The sequence below is a fragment of the Kitasatospora sp. NPDC048239 genome, from assembly GCF_043202015.1.
Classification (GTDB): domain Bacteria; phylum Actinomycetota; class Actinomycetes; order Streptomycetales; family Streptomycetaceae; genus Kitasatospora.
Window position 1 is genome coordinate 68,575 of sequence record NZ_JBICZP010000012.1, and the last position, 15,602, is coordinate 84,176.

Genomic DNA, 15,602 nt, shown 5'->3' on the forward strand with positions numbered 1-15,602 from the left:
TCAGCCCCTCACGCACCCCCTCACGCACCCCCTCCGCACGTCCTCACGCACCCCCGCGCGACCACTCGCGGCCCCGCTCCCGGCGTCGCTCCCGGCGTCGCGAGCGCGGCCCATCCCGCGTCCCTCTACCGCTCCTGGAGAAGCCCATGTTCCTGCGCAGCCGTTCCCGCAGAGCCCCCGCACTCCTGTCGGCCGCCGCCGCCACCGCGGCCCTGGTCACCGGATGCTCCTCCGGAGGGTCCGGCTCGGACGACCCGAACGCGAAGATCACTCTCACCGTGGGCGACTTCGGCACCTTCGGCTACAAGGAGTCCGGGCTGTTCGACGAGTACATGAAGACGCACCCGAACATCACCATCAAGGAGAACGCCACCACGGTGGAGGGCGACTACTGGACCGCCCTGCAGACCCGGCTGTCGGGCGGCGGGCTCGACGACATCCAGGCCCTCGAGGTGAGCCGGATCGCGCTCGCCACCTCCGACCAGCTCAGCGGCGCCTTCAGCGATCTGTCACGCGCCCAGGGCGTGGACAAGGACGCCTACCTGCCGTGGAAGTGGAAGCAGGCGACCACCGCCCAGGGCAGGACCGTCGGCCTCGGCACGGACGTCGGCCCGATGGCGATCTGCTACCGGCAGGACCTCTTCCAGGCGGCGGGCCTGCCCGGCGACCCCGCGGCGGTCAGTGCCCTGTGGGCGGGCGACTGGGCGAAGTACGTCGAGGCCGGCCGCCAGTACCAGGCCAAGGCCCCCAAAGGAACCTTCTTCATGGACACCGCCACCGGCCTGTACAACGGTGTGGTCTCCTCCGGCACCGAGCAGTACTACAGGAACGGCAAAGCCGTCTACCAGGACTCCGCCGGTGTGAAGAACGGCTGGAAGCTGGCCTCCGAGGCGGTCCAGGCCGGCCTCACCCAGGGGCTCAAGGAGTTCGACACCCCCTGGCAGACGGCCTTCTCCAACTCCACGTTCGCCACCACCGTCTGCCCGTCCTGGCAGCAGGCCAACATCGAGAAGTACTCCGGCCCGGGCAACGCCGGCAAGTGGAACATCGCACAGGCCCCCGCCGCCGGAAACTGGGGCGGCTCGTTCCTGACCGTGCCGGCCTCCGGCAAGCACGTGGCCCAGGCCCAGGCACTGGCCGTCTGGCTCACCGCCCCCGAGCAGCAGGCCAAGGTCTTCCAGAAGGTCGGGAACATCCCCTCCAACCAGAAGGCGTACGCGCTCCCGGGCGTCACGGACTTCACCAACCCGTACATCGGCCCGAAGGCCCCCACCGGGCAGATCTTCTCCACCGCCGCCAAGGCCATCCAGCCGGCCGAGACGGGGCCGCACCACGGTGACTTCCACGGGGCGTTCGGCAACGGCGTGCAGCTGATGGAGCAGAACCACCTGAGCTCCGAGGAGGCCTGGGCCTCCACCGTCAAGCAGATCGGAAGCACCGTCCAGTAGCCGCGGGCCGGGCCGTGCGGACCGCGCGCCACCCCCACCCCCGGCGCTGTCCGTACGGCCGCCGCCCGCGCACAGCCGAGACCGACCGAAACCCGTCCACAACGACCGACGACCCCAGCCGGCCGTCAACCCGGTACGGAGGACCTGTGGCCACCTCGACCCGCGCCAACCCAAGAGAACCGGCCGACCCGCCCGCCACGAGTCCGCCGGGGCGCGGCGGAGCGCCGACGAGTCTGCGCACCCGACTGCGCCGCTGGGACCACACCGGCTCGCCCTACGTGTTCGTCGCGCCCTTCTTCCTGGTGTTCGCGATCTTCGGGCTCTTCCCGCTCCTCTACACCGGCTGGCTGTCCCTGCACCAGGTCAGCCTCTACAACGTGGACCAGACCGACTGGGTCGGTCTCCAGAACTACCGTGACCTGCTGATCGGGCCGGCGAGCGAGCTGTTCTGGCGCGCCCTGCGCAACACGGTCAGCCTCGGTGTGCTGTCCACCGTCCCCCAGCTGCTGATCGCGCTCGGCCTCGCCCACCTGCTCAACTACCGCCTCCCGGCCCGCGGTTTCCTGCGCACGGCGCTGCTCGCGCCGTACGCGACATCGGTGGCGGCCGCCACCCTCGTCTTCGCGCTGATCTTCAGCCCCGAGGGCGGCATGGCCAACTGGCTGCTCGGCCTCGTGGGCGCCGGACCGATCCGCTGGGAGTCCGGCGCCTGGAGCTCCCAGATCGCCGTCTCCGTGATCGTCATCTGGCGTTGGACCGGCTACAACGCGCTGATCTACCTCGCCGCGATGCAGGCCGTCCCCCGCGAGCTGTACGAGGCCGCCGCGATCGACGGGGCCAACCGCTGGAAGCAGTTCCGCCACGTCACGATCCCCGAACTGCGCCCCACCATCCTGTTCACCGTCGTCGTCTCGTTCATCGGATCGACCCAGCTCTTCGGCGAGCCCTACCTGTTCGGCGGGCAGAGCGGCCACCAGGGCGGCACCAACCACCAGTACGAGACCCTCGGCATCCTCATGTACGACCAGGGCTTCCACTACAGCCTGCTCGGCCGCGCCTCGGCCATCGCCTGGCTGATGTTCGGCCTGCTCCTGCTGGTCGGCCTGGCCAACACGCTGATCGCCCGCCGTCTGCGCGCCGCCAAGTGACCGGGAAGGACGACTCCATGACCACCATCCCCGCACCCGACTCCACCACCGCGCGGCGGAGACCCGGGCGCCGGAGCCGGCTGCGCTCCCCGGGCGCGGGCGGCCAGCACCGGGCCGGGCCGTTCGCCCTGGCGGCGCTGGTCCTGGCCGCCCTAGTCTCGTTGTTCCCGCTGTACTGGACGCTCGTGGCGGCGTCGACCGACAGCCACCGAGTGGTCTCCACTCCCCCGCCGCTGGTGCCCGGCCCGAACCTGTTCCACAACATCGGCTACGTGTGGGACAACGCCGGGGCGCGCGGCATGGGCGTCGCGCTGCTCAACTCGACCCTGGTCGCCGGCACCGTCGCGCTCAGCACGGTGGCGTTCTCCGTCCTGGCCGGCTTCGCGTTCGCCAAGCTGCGCTTCCGGGGTCGCGGCGCGCTGATGGCCCTCGTCGTCGCCACCATGGCCGTGCCCGCCCAGGTCAGCGTCGTGCCGCTGTTCATCCTGATGCGGCACCTGGGGCTCGGCAACCATCTCGGCGCCCTGGTCCTGCCCTCCCTGGTGACCGCCTTCGGTGTCTTCTTCATGCGCCAGTACCTCACCCAGGCCCTGCCCACCGAACTGCTGGAGGCGGCCCGGGTGGACGGCGCGCACTCGCTGCGCGTCGTCTGGCACGTCGTCCTGCCGATCGCCCGGCCCGCCATGGCCGTGCTGGGGATGCTCGTCTTCGTCCAGTCCTGGAACGACTTCCTGTGGCCCGTCATCGCGATGAACGGCGCCACCAATCCCACGGTGCAGGTCGCCCTCGCCGGGCTCGGCACCGGCTGGTCCACCGACTGGTCCGTCATCACCGCCGGCGCGCTCATCGGCACCGCGCCGCTGCTCCTGGTCTTCACCGTCTTCGGCCGGCAGATCGTCGGCGGCATCACCCAGGGCGCGCTGAAGGGCTGACCGACCGCCGGGCGGGGCCCGGTGGTCACCGCATCCCGTCGGAGCACGTCCGGCCCCGGCCCCGCGCACGCACACGGGGCCGGGGCCGGTGGGCTGCTCAGCTGCCCGGGTTCACCGTCGGGAACAGCCGGGCGAAGGTGTCGAAGGCGGTGGCGATGTCCGCCTCGGCCCAGAACCGGTGGTAGTTGAAGGTCGGCGCGGCGCCGCCGTCGAGGTAGGCCTGCACCTTGGACCACTGCGGATCCTTGGTGTACCAGGGGCGGATCGACAGGAAGGTGTTGCTCGACAAGCTGATCCGGGTGCCGTCCGGGTAGCTTCCCGTCCAGCCGGGCGGGACGTACAGGCCCTGGTGGGTGGTCGGCGAGTACGCCTGGGTGAAGCGGCTGTAGTCGGTGCGGGTCTCGGCGGCCGAGTAGCCCAGGCTGTCGGCGTACTTGGCGTGCAGGGTGTCCAGGATGTTCTGGGCGAACTTCTGGGCGCCGCTGCTACCGGACCTGGCCGCGTAGTACGCGAGGGTCTTGGCGAGCGATCCGGCCACGCCGACGTCGGTGCTGGTGCCGCTCGCGGTGACGTGCAGGCCCGCGTTGCCTCCGGGGCTGGCGGCGTTCCAGGTGTCGGGCGCGCCGGTCCAGGTGAGCTTGTCGGGGGTGGTCAGGGTGCCGGTGGCCGGGTCGGCCCGGGAGACGGACATCGCCCACGGGATCCACTTGTCGAGAATGCCCTTCGCCCGGGGGTCGCCGGTGGTGTGGTAGTACTCGGCGAACCGCTCCATCGACCAGGTCTGGAACCCGAACCACTGGTTGGAGGCGGGGTCGTGGTACTCGGGCTGCCAGTCGTAGTAGAGGCCGTAGAAGGTCGGGTCACCGGCCGGCGGTGCCGCGTCGTCGCCGTAGTTCCCGCCCCAGCTGTTGGTGGCGCCGCCGGCGATGCCGCCCTCGGTGGACTGCAGCCACTGGAAGAACTGGAGCTGCTTGTCCAGACTGCCCGCCCAGTCGGCGGCGGCGCTCGGCGAGAGCGGCTTCAGGCCGGGGTCGTTGGCGAGCACCCAGGCGGCCATCGGGTTCTGGTAGCCCTGGTGGGCGGCGGAGCCGGAGATCCGCCACGACCAGCCGCCGTCGGCCGCCCCTCCCCAGGCGAAGTACCAGGTCAGCAGGCCGAGTTGCTCGTTCGCCTTGGAGGTGCCGCCAGGGCAGGCGGTGGAGCCGAGGCAGTTGCCCGCCTGCTTGAAGTACTTGTCGTAGAGCGAGTAGCGCAGGTAGTCGCCGAGCTTGGCGGCCTTGGCCAGGGTCGCGGTGATGGCCGCGCTCCTGCCCTGCGACTTCGCGAACTGCTCCGCCCAGTAGGCGGCCTGGACCAGCCGGGCGTCGGCGTCGGGCGCGTCGGTGTACTTGTACTGCTTGCTGTAGGAGCCGCCGCCGTCGTTGAACAGGCTGAGGAAGCCGGAGCCGCTGCTGCCGTACGTGAACAGGTCGCAGTCGGGCTGCGGCACCGTCTCCCAGACCGACTCCTCCGGGCCGCGCTGGAAGGTGTTGATCAGGCTGGGCTTGCTGGTGCCGTCCTCGCACTGCCCGAAGCCGTACTTGTTGTCGGCGTCCAGCAGCCAGGCCGGGGCGTAGATGTCCGGGCTGCCGTAGGCCTTGGCCAGCTCGGCGGAGAGCGGGTCGGTACCGACCGGCACGCCGCCGTTCAACTTGGCCGGGTACTGGTCTGGTTGGGCCTTCTCGGGGCCGTACTGGCCGGGCTTGGCCGGGTTGTAGGTGCTCTGCCCGGGCTGCTGGGCGTGGCTGGGGATCAGGTAGGTCTCCAGGTTGGTCCAGGCGTTGTTGAAGCCCGTCCAGTCGCCGGTGACCCGACCGTAGTCGGCCTCCAGCCACAGCCAGTAGCTGTAGGTCTCCGAGGTGGTCTCGTGGCCGTAGTCCGGAGCCTCCACGATCAGGGTCTCCACCGCGTGGTACGGGATGCCCTGCGGGCTGAAGTACCCGTTCGCCGGGTTCTTGATCTTGCTGTAGAGGTCCAGGAAGTACTGGTCGTAGCCCGAGGTCTTCGCCGCCTCGGTCACCGTGACGGTGCCGGTGCCGAAGCCGGCCGCGGAGGCGGTGAAGGTGGCGGTCCCGCCGACCTGCCCGGCATCGGTGCCGGCCGCGATGGTGACGGTCTGCGGGACGTTCCAGTTGCCGGGGGTGAAGGTGAGGCCTGCCCCGGACTTGACGCTCAGGTCCGGGTCGCCGCCCGAACGGGCCACCGTGACCGCGGTGTCGGCGGTCGGCGCCTGGGAGAGCGCGACGGTGAAGGTGCCGGTGTTCCCCTGCTGGACGGCGAGCGAGGCCGGGCTGACCAGGACGCTCGGCCCGGCCACCTTGATCGCGACCGGGCTGGAGGTCGTGGTGGCGCCGGTGTCGTCGGTGGCAACGGCGGTGACCGAGTAGTCGCCCGCCGCCGCGTTCGCCCAGTCGACGGTGTACGGGGCGGTGGTGTCGGTGCCGATCAGGGTGTTGGCGGCGGCCGAGGTCGAGGCGTAGAAGTCGACCTTCGAGACGGCGCCGTCGACGTCGGCCGCGTCGGCGGCCGTCTTCACGGTGGAGCCCGGGGTGAAGGTCTGCCCGGCGGCCGGGGAGGTGAGCGAGACGGTCGGGGGCCGGTTGGCGCCGCGGCAGGGGGTGCCGTTGACGGTGAAACCGGTGGGGGCGGTGTTGGCGCCGCTGTAGGAGAAGTTGGCGCTGGTGGTGTAGCCGGCGCCGGGGTCGATGGTGGTGGCGTAGCCGGGGTTGGTGACGGTGACGGTCCGTCCGCTCTGGGTCCAGGTGCCGTTCCAGCCGTTCTGGAGGGTCTGGTTGCCGGTGTAGGCGTAGCCGAGGGTCCAGCCGTCGATGGCGGTGGTGCCGGTGTCGGTGATGGTGACGTTGGCGGTGAAGCCGCCGCCCCAGTCGTTGACGGCGTAGGTCACGCCGCAGGACAGCCCGGCGGCGGCCGCCGCGGTGGGCGCCGTGACGGCGCCGCCCGCCGCGCCGACCAGGGCGAGAGCGGTGGCCGTCGCGGTGAGGGTGAGCGGGTTGCCCCTGGCACGCAGGGTTTCGCGTCGCATGCGCGTCCTCCAGATGGGTGGGGTACCGCCGCGGGTGGGGATGCGCGGCGGACGGAGGTGCTGCGTGCGATCGTGGGCCGATGCGCCCGGCTTGGGAAGCGCCCGCCGGGGCCGACGGGGCCGACCGGCGGGCGTGCCGGGGCCGGACAACGGCGGCGACCAGCGCGGAGCCGCGTCCCGGCGGCAGCGGCCGCCCGGCTCGGCGGCGTGTAAGTTACCGCGGGCTGCGGGAGCGCTCCCATGCGGGAGTGCCGGGTCCCTTGACGCTGATCGTCCGTCCGGCCAAGCTGACAGGGGTGGCGGCCCGGTGCGGGTGACGGGTCCGAGGGTGGAGTTCCCTGTCGAGGACCGATCCAGGACGGCCCCATGCCCCAGCCCATGCGCAGCAACGATGCCGCTCCGACGCTGTCCGAGGTCGCCCGTCGCGCCGGTGTCTCCACGGCGACCGCCTCCCGGGTCATCAACCGTTCGGCCCCGGTCTCCACCGAGGTGACGGCCCGGGTGGAACGGGCGGTGCGCGAGTTGGCGTACGTCCGCCTCCGGGCGCCCAGCACCCGGGAGACCGGCGTGGTGGCCGTCGTGGTCTTCGCCGATCCGCTGCACTACCACGCGGACGCCTTCCCGGTACGGCTGCTGGCCGGGCTGCGGCGCTCCCTGCCGGGCGCGGAGCGGGAGTTGGCCGTCTTCACGGTGCCCAGGCGCTCCCGGCGGACGCAGCTGGTGCGCTACCTGTGCGGCGGCCACGTCGACGGTGTGCTGCTGGTCGGCCCCTGGGGGGACACCGCGCTCGCCCGGCTGCTGCACGCGGCCAGGGTGCCCGTGGTGTCGCTGGGCCGGCCGCCGGAGCCGGGCACGGTGGCTTTCGTCGACGCCGACAACCTCGCCGGGGCCAGGGACGCGGTGCGACGGCTGTGCGCGTCCGGGCGCCGTTCGGTGGCCACCATCGCCGGGCCGCCGGACACCGCCGCCGGCGCGGACCGGCTGGCCGGCTACCGCCAGACGGTTGCCGCGATGGCCGCGGCCCGGCCGGCCGTGGCGTACGGCGACTTCAGCTGCGTCTCCGGTGAGCACGCGATGCAGCGGCTGCTGGACCAGCGCCCGGACGTCGACGCGGTGTTCGCCGCCTCCGACCAGATGGCCGCGGGAGCCCTCAGGACCCTGCGGCGGCAGGGGTTGCGGGTCCCCGAGGACGTCGCGCTGGTCGGCTTCGACGACTCCCCCCTCGCGGCGCGGTGCCGGCCGGGGCTGACCACCGTCCGCCAGCCGGTGGAGGAACTCGGCTCCCGTGCCATGGATCTGCTGCTGCACCACCCGGCCTGCGGCGAATCGGTGGTGCTGCCCACCCGGCTGGTCGTCCGGGCGTCGGGCTGAACGGGCCGCGCCCCCGGGGCCGCCACACCCGAGGGCGGCGATGCCGAGCCGGAAGAGCGCGGTGCACCTCTCTGTCCCGGAGACGGCGGGCGGTCAGCGCCGGCGGGCGGTGACCAGGCGCTGCAGGACGATGAAGACGAACAGCAGGCCGCCGATGACGATCCGGGTCCACCAGGAGCTGAGGGTGCCCTGGAAGCTGATCACGGTCTGGATCAGCCCGAGCACCAGCACGCCGAGCACGGTGCCGAGCAGGTAGCCGGATCCGCCGGTGAGCAGGGTGCCGCCGATGACGACCGCGGCGATCGCGTCGAGCTCCAGGCCGACCGCGTGCAGGCCGTAGCCGGAGAGCATGTAGAAGGTGAGCAGGACGCCGCCGAGCGCGGAGCAGAAGCCGCTGATCGCGTACACGGTGGTCTTGGTGCGCTGGACCGGCAGGCCCATCAGCAGCGCGGACTGCTCGCTGCCGCCGAGCGCGTACACGTTGCGGCCGAGCCGGGTGAAGTGGAGGACCACGAACCCGACGGCGACCACCAGCAGGGCGATCACCGCGCTCGGCGAGACGAACACGCTGCCGAGCGGGATCCGGGTCTGCGCCATGGCGGTGTACTGGGGGTCGGTGATGGAGATCGAATCGATGCTGATCGTGTAGCACAGGCCCCGGGCCAGGAACATGCCGGCCAGGGTGACGATGAACGGCTGGATCTCGAAGACGTGGATGACCCAGCCCATCAGCCAGCCGCCGGCGGTGCCCATCAGCAGCACCAGCGGGATCACCAGCACCGGCGGCCAGCCGTGCTGTTCGACCAGCCGGGCGGAGACCACGGTGGACAGCGCGACCACCGCGCCGACCGACAGGTCGATGCCGCCGGTCAGCACGACGAAGGTCATCCCGACCGCGACGACCAGCAGGAAGGCGTTGTCGATCAGCAGGTTGAGCACGACCTGGCCGGAGAGGAAGCCGTCGTAGCGCGCCGAGCCGACGCCGAACATCGACACCAGCAGGACCGCGGTGACCAGCAGCGGGACCTGCCCGCGCAGGCGGGTCAACAGAGCGTTCGCGTTCATTCGCCGGGCTCCCGGTCGGTAGGGGCCGCGGTCCGCGACCGGGCGGCGTGCCGGGCCCGGGCGCCGCGGCCGGCGAGCTTGGCCCGGAAGGCGGGCGACTGGATCAGGCACACCGTGATCACTACGAACGCCTTGAAGACCAGGGTGGTCTCCGGTGGGATTCCGACGGTGTACACGGTGGTGGAGAGGGTCTGGATGATCAGCGCGCCCAGGACGGTGCCGCCGATCGAGAACCGGCCGCCGTTGAGCGAGGTCCCGCCGAGCACCACCGCGAGGATGGCGTCGAGCTCGATCCACAGGCCGGCGTTGTTTCCGTCCGCCGCCGAGACGTTGGAGGAGACCATCAGTCCGGCGACCGCCGCGCACAGTGCGCTGAACACGTACACCAGGCCGACCAGGCGCTCCGCCCGGATGCCGACCAGTCGGCTGGCCACCGGGTTGCCGCCGACCGACTCCAGCAGCAGACCGAGCGCGGTGGAGCGGGTGAGCAGCGCGGTGAGCACTGCCATCAGGCCGCTGAGCAGGATCGCGAACGGCACGGTCAGCCAGTAGCCGCCACCGATCAGCTTGTAGGGCTCGCTGGTGACGGTGATGATCTGGCCGTCGGTGATCAGCTGGGCCACGCCGCGCCCGGCGACCATCAGGATCAGGGTGGCGATGATCGGCTGGACGCCGGCCTTGGCCACCAGGACCCCGTTGACGAGGCCGAGCACCAGAGCGGTGCCGAGGGCGTAGCCGACGGCGGTCAGCACGGTGGCGACGCCGCCCGGGTCGGCGGACCGGCTGATGTGCAGACAGGCCAGGGCGCCGGAGATCGCGACGGTCGAGCCGACCGACAGGTCGATGCCCCCGGTGGCGATCACCAGGGTCATGCCCAGGGAGACCAGGATCAGCGGGGCGCCGAAGTGCAGGATGTCGACCAGGGAGCCGTAGAGGTGGCCGCCCCGCAGGTGGACGGCGAAGAAGTCTGGGGTGAAGGCGAGGTTGGCGGCCAGGAGCACGGCCAGCACCGCGGCCGGCCAGAACAGCCGGTACCGGGTCACCGCCCTCACGCCCCTCACCGGGCTCGCCGCCGTTGCCGTGCTCATTGCTCCGCTCCGCTCGCGATGGCGGCCATGACGCGCTCCGGGGTGAGCTCGCCGTCGTTGTCCAGCTGGGCGACCATTCGGCGGTCGCGCAGCACGCCGACCCGGTGGCTGAGCCGCAGCACCTCCTCCAGTTCGGCGGAGATGAAGAGCACCGCCATGCCGTCCTCGGCGAGGTTCGCCACCAGCTTCTGGATCTCGGCCTTCGCCCCGATGTCGATGCCGCGGGTCGGCTCGTCCAGGATCAGCAGTCTGGGGTCGGTGATCAGCCAGCGGGCGAGCAGCACCTTCTGCTGGTTGCCGCCGCTGAGGTTGCGCACCAGCGCCTCGGGGTTGCCGGGGCGGATGTCCAGGGCGCGGATCCAGCGCAGCGCCAGCTCGTCCTGTGCGGTGCGGGACAGCGGGCGCGCCCAGCCCCGGGCCGCCTGCAGCGCCAGCACGATGTTCTCCCGGACGGTCAGTTCGCCGACCAGGCCCTCGGTCTTGCGGTTCTCCGAGCAGAACGCGATGCCGTGGGCGATCGCGTCGCGCGGGCCGCGCAGTGCGGTCTCGGCGCCCTCGATCCGCAGCGTGCCGCCGTCGCTCCGGTCGGCGCCGAACAGCAGCCGGGCGGCCTCGGTCCGTCCGGAGCCCAGCAGCCCGGCCAGTCCGATCACCTCGCCCGACCGGACGGCCAGGTCGTACGGTTCGACGGCGCCCCGCCGGGCCAGCCCTTCGGCGTGCAGGAACACCGCTCCGGTAACCGGTGCGGAGCGTTCGCGCCGCTTGCCGCCACCGAGCCGGTCGAGTCCGGCGAGCTCGGCGCCGATCATCCGGGAGACCAGTCGGGTCTGGTCCAGCTCGCTGGTCAGGTACTCGCCTTCAAGTCTTCCGTTGCGCAGCACGGTCATCCGGTCGCAGATCTCGTAGACCTGGTCGAGGAAGTGCGAGACGAACAGGATGGCGACCCCCTGGTCACGCAACCGACGTATCACGGTGAAGAGTTGCTTCACCTCGTCGCGGTCCAGGCTGGAGGTGGGTTCGTCCAGGATCAGCACCTTGGCGGAGACGTCGACCGCGCGCACGATGGCCACGAGCTGCTGGACGGCGATGGAGTAGCTGTTCAGCGGCGCGCTGACGTCGATGTCCAGGTCCAGTTCGCGGACCAGCTCGGCGGCCCGGCGGCGCATCGCGGCCCAGTCGACCAGCCCGAACCGGCGGGGCTCCCGACCGATGAGGACGTTCTCCGCGACCGACAGGTTCGGGCAGAGGTTCACCTCCTGGTAGACCGTGCTGATACCGGACCGCCGGGCCTGTGCCGGTCCGGTGATCCGCACCCGCCGACCGGCCAGCAGCACCTCGCCGCCGTCGACCGGGTGCACTCCGGTGAGGACCTTGATCAGCGTGGACTTGCCGGCGCCGTTCTCCCCCATCAGGGCGTGCACCTCGCCGGGGAAGAGCCGGAAGTCGACCCCGTCCAGCGCCACCACGCCGGGGAACTCCTTGCGGATCCCCCGGACTTCCAGGACCGGTTGCTGCCGCACCCCGGTTCTCCTCTCGTGTCTCCCGGGCGCGTACCGCCCGCGCGGTCCGGTCCGGGCGGGCCGCACCGCGGGAGCGGCCCGCGCCCGGCCGGGGTCGGTCAGTACTGGCGGTTCGGGAGGGCCGCCGCGGCCTGCTCGGGGGTGAAGGTTCCCTCCTCGGTCTTGATCCGCCGGGGCACCTGCTCACCCGCCTTGACCTTCTTCACCAGGTCCATCAGCTGGTCGCCGAGGAGCGGGTTGCACTCGACGTCAAAGTTGATCTTGCCCTGGCTCATCGCGGTGAACGCGTCCTTGACGCCGTCCACGGACACGATCTTGATGTCGGTGCCCGGCTTCCTGCCGGCCTCCTCGATCGCCTGGATCGCACCGAGCGCCATGTCGTCGTTGTGCGCGTAGAGCACGTCGATCTTCGACTGGGACTTCAGGAAGGCCTGCATGACCTCCTTGCCCTTGGCACGGGTGAAGTCACCGGTCTGCGAGGCGACGACCTTGAACCTGGGCTGCACCTTGATGGCGTCCGCGAAGCCGGACTTGCGGTCGTTGGCCGGCGCCGAGCCGGTGGTGCCCTCCAGCTGCACGATGTTCACGTCACCACCGCCGGCCGCGTACTCCTTGACCAGCCAGTCCCCGGCCTCCTTGCCCTCCTCGACGAAGTCCGAGCCGAGGAAGGAGGCGTAGAGCGACTCGTCCTTGGAGTCCACCGCGCGGTCGGTCAGAACGACCGGGATGTGCGCGTCCTTCGCCTCCTTCAGGACGGTGTCCCAACCCGACTCCACCACCGGGGAGAAGGCGATCACGTCGACCTTCTGCTGGATGAACGAGCGGATCGCCTTGATCTGGTTCTCCTGCTTCTGCTGCGCGTCGGAGAACTTCAGCTCGATCCCGGCCTTCTTCGCCGACTCCTGGATCGACTTGGTGTTGGCGGTGCGCCACCCGCTCTCCGCGCCGACCTGCGAGAAGCCCACGACGAGCTTGTGACCGGAGCCCTTGCCGGCAGGACCCCCGCCTCCGCCGGAACCACAGGCAGCGAGGACACCGACCATCGCACCGGCCACCAGGGCCGCCGCAGCTCTCTTGGACATGTGGGGACTTCCTCTCGGGATCGTCGATCGCACGGACGGCGAAACCGGCCGGCGTTCACGGGCTCAGGGGGGCGGGACGACCAGGACGGGGCGCGCCCGCGGGAAGCACACCGTCTCGTCCGCGTGAACGCGACAGGGCGGCGCCGTTCGCTCGATTGTTAGCGCTCACATCGGCCGCGACAAGCTCCACTGCAGCCCGTTATCCAATCTTGACCAGCCTCGGCAGTGCTCCGCATCCCCACCTGAACATCCGTCAACACCGGTTTCGGCCACGATGAATCGAAGATCACCCCAGGGCGGGAGGTCGCCACCGAGGCCCCGGCAGCCCCACCCCCATGCCCGCGCCTTGCAGCCGACGCCGCCATCCGGACCCCGGCGGCCTGTGCGCGATCTGATGGTGCGTCAGCTCTCCGTCGTTCACCACACCTTGACGAGCCGCGCGCACGGCTGGCTTCATTGGGGCGATGGGAGCGCTCCCACATTTCCGGGCTACCACATTTCCGGGCTCCCGCGCTTCCTGGCTCCCGTTTCCGGGCCACCCGTTTGCGGGCCCCCGTTTCCGGGCTACCCGTTTCCCGGCTCCCACGCCCTGCATCGCCCACTCCGTATCCCCCGAAGGAAGGCCCCACCCATGCCTCCCGCCCTCTCCGACCGCAGGCCGCCCCGCCGCGCGGCCGCCGTTCTGACCGGCCTCGCCCTGGCCGCCGGCGCGCTGACCGCCACCGCGTTCGCCCCGGCCACCGCCGCCGCAGCGCCCACGGCCACCACGGCCGCCGACTTCCCCGTCCGGGTGAACCAGCTCGGCTACCTGCCGGACGGTCCCAAGCGGGCCACCGTGGTCAGCTCCGCGACCGCCCCGCTCGCCTGGCAGCTGCGCGACGCCTCCGGCGCGCAGGTCGCCGCCGGCACAACCGCCGTGCACGGCGCCGACCAGGCGTCCGGCCAGTCCACACACCTGGTGGACTTCGGCGCGTACACCGGCACCGGCACCGGTCTCACCCTGGTCGTGGACGGCCGGGCGAGCCACCCGTTCGACGTCTCGGCGTCGCTGTACGACGGGCTGCGCGCCGACAGCATGTCGTTCTTCTACCAGCAGCGCAGCGGCATCGCCATCGACGCGGCCCTGGCCGGCAGCGCGTACGCCCGCCCCGCCGGCCACCTGGGCGTGGCGCCGAACCAGGGCGACACCGGCGTGCCGTGCCAGACCGGGGTGTGCGACTACCGCTCGGACGTCCGCGGCGGCTGGTACGACGCCGGGGACCAGGGCAAGTACGTGGTCAACGGCGGAATCGCGACCTGGGAGCTGGTCAACTCCTTCGAACGGGCGCACCGTTCGGGCGGCGACGCGGCGGTCGGCGACTCCACGCTGCGCGTTCCCGAGCGCGGCAACGGAGTACCGGACGTGCTGGACGAGGCCCGCTGGGAACTGGAGTTCCTGATGCGGATGCAGGTCCCGGCCGGCCGGCCGACGGCCGGGATGGCCTTCCACAAGCTGCATGACGCGCAGTGGACCGGCCTGCCGACCCGACCCGAGCTCGACGACCAGCCGCGCGAGTTGCACAAGCCCTCGACCGCCGCCACGCTCAACCTGGCCGCCACCGGGGCCCAGTGCGCCCGGGTGTACGCGCCGTACGACGCCGCCTTCGCCGCCCGCTGCCTGGACGCGGCCCGCCGCGCCTGGACGGCGGCCAGGGCCAACCCGGCCGTCCTCGCCCCGGCGACCGACAACACCGGCGGCGGAGCCTACGAGGACGCCGACGTCTCCGACGAGTTCTACTGGGCCGCGGCCGAACTCCTCGCCACCACCGGCGAGTCACAGTACCGGGACGCGGTCACCTCCTCCCCGCACCACAGCAGGCCGGTCGACGCGTTCTGGTGGGGCGGCACCGCGACGCTCGGCCGGATCACCCTGGCCACCGTGCCCGGTGTGGCCCTTCCCGCCGACGATGTCACGCGTCTGCGCGGCCTGCTGACCTCGGCCGCCGACGGCAGCCTGTCCACCATGGCCGGACAGGGCTACGCGGTGCCGATCCCTGCCGACGGCTACGTCTGGGGGTCCAACAGCTCGGTCGCCAACAACGCGATGGTGCTGGCCGTCGCCTACGAGCTGACCGGTGCCCCGCGCTACCGGACCGGCGCGCTGGAGGCGATGGACTACCTGCTGGGACGCAACGCGCTGGACCGCTCCTACGTGAGCGGCTACGGCGAGCGGGCCTCGGAGAACGAGCACCACCGGTTCTGGGCGCACCAGAACGACGCCGCGCTGCCGCACCCGCCGGCCGGTTCCTTCGCGGGCGGCCCGGACTCCGCCCTGGAGGATCCGGTGGCGAAGGCCCAGCTGACGGGCTGCGCACCGGCGGCCTGCTACGTCGACGACATCGGCTCGTACTCGACCAACGAGGTGGCGATCAACTGGAACGCCTCGCTGGCCTGGCTCGCGGCGTTCGCCGCCGAGCGGCGGACGGTGCCGACGCCGCCCGCGGCGTCCTGCGCCGTGGCGTACCGGGTCGACAGCGCCTGGAGCGGCGGGTTCACCGCGACGGTGACCGTGCGGAACACCGGCACCGCCACCGTCTCCGGTTGGACGCTCGGCTGGAGCTTCCCGGGTGACCAGCGGATCTCGAACGGGTGGAACGCGGCGGTCGCCCAGTCCGGCAGCGCCGTGAGCGCGCGGGACTCCGGTTGGAACGGCACCCTGGCGGCCGGCGCGAGCGCGAGCTTCGGCTTCCAGGCGACGTACTCCGGCGCCAACCCGACACCGTCCCGCTTCACCCTGAACGGCGCCGACTGCGCCTGAGCACCGCCCCGGCCGTCTGCCCGCCCCGCCGTCACGGCTGGGCGGGCAGACGGCGTCGCCACGGCTGGA

Annotated in this window: 10 protein-coding genes; 5 read left to right on the forward strand and 5 right to left on the reverse strand. The window is 71.8% G+C overall.

Annotation, left to right across the window (positions count from 1 at the left end; translation table 11 throughout):
- The first annotated feature begins 146 nt into the window (after positions 1 to 146).
- The 3 genes from ACGFZP_RS27870 to ACGFZP_RS27880 all read left to right on the forward strand — a co-directional run bounded on the left by ACGFZP_RS27870 (position 147) and on the right by ACGFZP_RS27880 (position 3,528).
- Complete coding sequence (locus tag ACGFZP_RS27870) at positions 147 to 1,448, forward strand: extracellular solute-binding protein (protein ID WP_392938274.1); 1,302 nt, start codon at positions 147 to 149, stop codon at positions 1,446 to 1,448.
- A gap of 146 nt (positions 1,449 to 1,594) precedes the next feature.
- On the forward strand, positions 1,595 to 2,596 hold the full coding sequence (locus ACGFZP_RS27875) for a carbohydrate ABC transporter permease (RefSeq protein ID WP_392938277.1): 1,002 nt from the start codon (positions 1,595 to 1,597) through the stop codon (positions 2,594 to 2,596).
- A 17-nt stretch (positions 2,597 to 2,613) separates the two neighbouring features.
- Positions 2,614 to 3,528 (forward strand): carbohydrate ABC transporter permease, encoded by a 915-nt coding sequence (locus ACGFZP_RS27880; RefSeq protein ID WP_392938280.1) that lies wholly within the window; start codon positions 2,614 to 2,616, stop codon positions 3,526 to 3,528.
- A gap of 97 nt (positions 3,529 to 3,625) precedes the next feature.
- On the opposite strand, the gene ACGFZP_RS27885 is transcribed toward ACGFZP_RS27880, so the two are convergent.
- Complete coding sequence (locus ACGFZP_RS27885) at positions 3,626 to 6,610, reverse strand: glycoside hydrolase family 48 protein (protein WP_392938281.1); 2,985 nt, start codon at positions 6,608 to 6,610, stop codon at positions 3,626 to 3,628.
- Between the two features lie 366 nt (positions 6,611 to 6,976).
- On the opposite strand from ACGFZP_RS27885, the gene ACGFZP_RS27890 reads away from it, so the two are divergent.
- On the forward strand, positions 6,977 to 7,981 hold the full coding sequence (locus tag ACGFZP_RS27890) for a LacI family DNA-binding transcriptional regulator (protein ID WP_392938284.1): 1,005 nt from the start codon (positions 6,977 to 6,979) through the stop codon (positions 7,979 to 7,981).
- 93 nt (positions 7,982 to 8,074) lie between these two features.
- Here ACGFZP_RS27890 and yjfF read toward each other — a convergent pair whose 3' ends face one another.
- From yjfF to ACGFZP_RS27910, 4 genes are all read right to left on the reverse strand, one after another.
- Positions 8,075 to 9,046 (reverse strand): galactofuranose ABC transporter, permease protein YjfF, encoded by a 972-nt coding sequence (yjfF, locus tag ACGFZP_RS27895; protein ID WP_392938286.1) that lies wholly within the window; start codon positions 9,044 to 9,046, stop codon positions 8,075 to 8,077.
- Positions 9,043 to 10,134 (reverse strand): ABC transporter permease, encoded by a 1,092-nt coding sequence (locus ACGFZP_RS27900; protein WP_392938288.1) that lies wholly within the window; start codon positions 10,132 to 10,134, stop codon positions 9,043 to 9,045. The genes yjfF and ACGFZP_RS27900 overlap by 4 nt, the downstream gene beginning before the upstream one ends.
- Positions 10,131 to 11,654 (reverse strand): sugar ABC transporter ATP-binding protein, encoded by a 1,524-nt coding sequence (locus ACGFZP_RS27905; RefSeq protein WP_392938290.1) that lies wholly within the window; start codon positions 11,652 to 11,654, stop codon positions 10,131 to 10,133. The genes ACGFZP_RS27900 and ACGFZP_RS27905 overlap by 4 nt, the downstream gene beginning before the upstream one ends.
- Before the next feature lie 98 nt (positions 11,655 to 11,752).
- Complete coding sequence (locus tag ACGFZP_RS27910) at positions 11,753 to 12,736, reverse strand: ABC transporter substrate-binding protein (RefSeq protein WP_392938292.1); 984 nt, start codon at positions 12,734 to 12,736, stop codon at positions 11,753 to 11,755.
- Between the two features lie 631 nt (positions 12,737 to 13,367).
- On the opposite strand from ACGFZP_RS27910, the gene ACGFZP_RS27915 reads away from it, so the two are divergent.
- Positions 13,368 to 15,533, forward strand: coding sequence for a glycoside hydrolase family 9 protein (locus tag ACGFZP_RS27915; protein WP_392938295.1), 2,166 nt, complete (start codon positions 13,368 to 13,370; stop codon positions 15,531 to 15,533).
- The last annotated feature ends 69 nt before the right edge of the window (positions 15,534 to 15,602 follow it).

Bases quoted from the DNA above. Each gene is read 5' to 3' on its own strand.
- ACGFZP_RS27880 (WP_392938280.1), top strand. From the start codon at position 2,614: ATGACCACCATCCCCGCACCCGACTCCACCACCGCGCGGCGGAGACCC.
- ACGFZP_RS27890 (WP_392938284.1), top strand. From the start codon at position 6,977: ATGCCCCAGCCCATGCGCAGCAACGATGCCGCTCCGACGCTGTCCGAG.
- ACGFZP_RS27900 (WP_392938288.1), bottom strand. From the start codon at position 10,134: ATGAGCACGGCAACGGCGGCGAGCCCGGTGAGGGGCGTGAGGGCGGTG.
- ACGFZP_RS27885 (WP_392938281.1), bottom strand. From the start codon at position 6,610: ATGCGACGCGAAACCCTGCGTGCCAGGGGCAACCCGCTCACCCTCACC.
- ACGFZP_RS27910 (WP_392938292.1), bottom strand. From the start codon at position 12,736: ATGTCCAAGAGAGCTGCGGCGGCCCTGGTGGCCGGTGCGATGGTCGGT.
- ACGFZP_RS27915 (WP_392938295.1), top strand. From the start codon at position 13,368: ATGCCTCCCGCCCTCTCCGACCGCAGGCCGCCCCGCCGCGCGGCCGCC.
- ACGFZP_RS27870 (WP_392938274.1), top strand. From the start codon at position 147: ATGTTCCTGCGCAGCCGTTCCCGCAGAGCCCCCGCACTCCTGTCGGCC.
- yjfF (WP_392938286.1), bottom strand. From the start codon at position 9,046: ATGAACGCGAACGCTCTGTTGACCCGCCTGCGCGGGCAGGTCCCGCTG.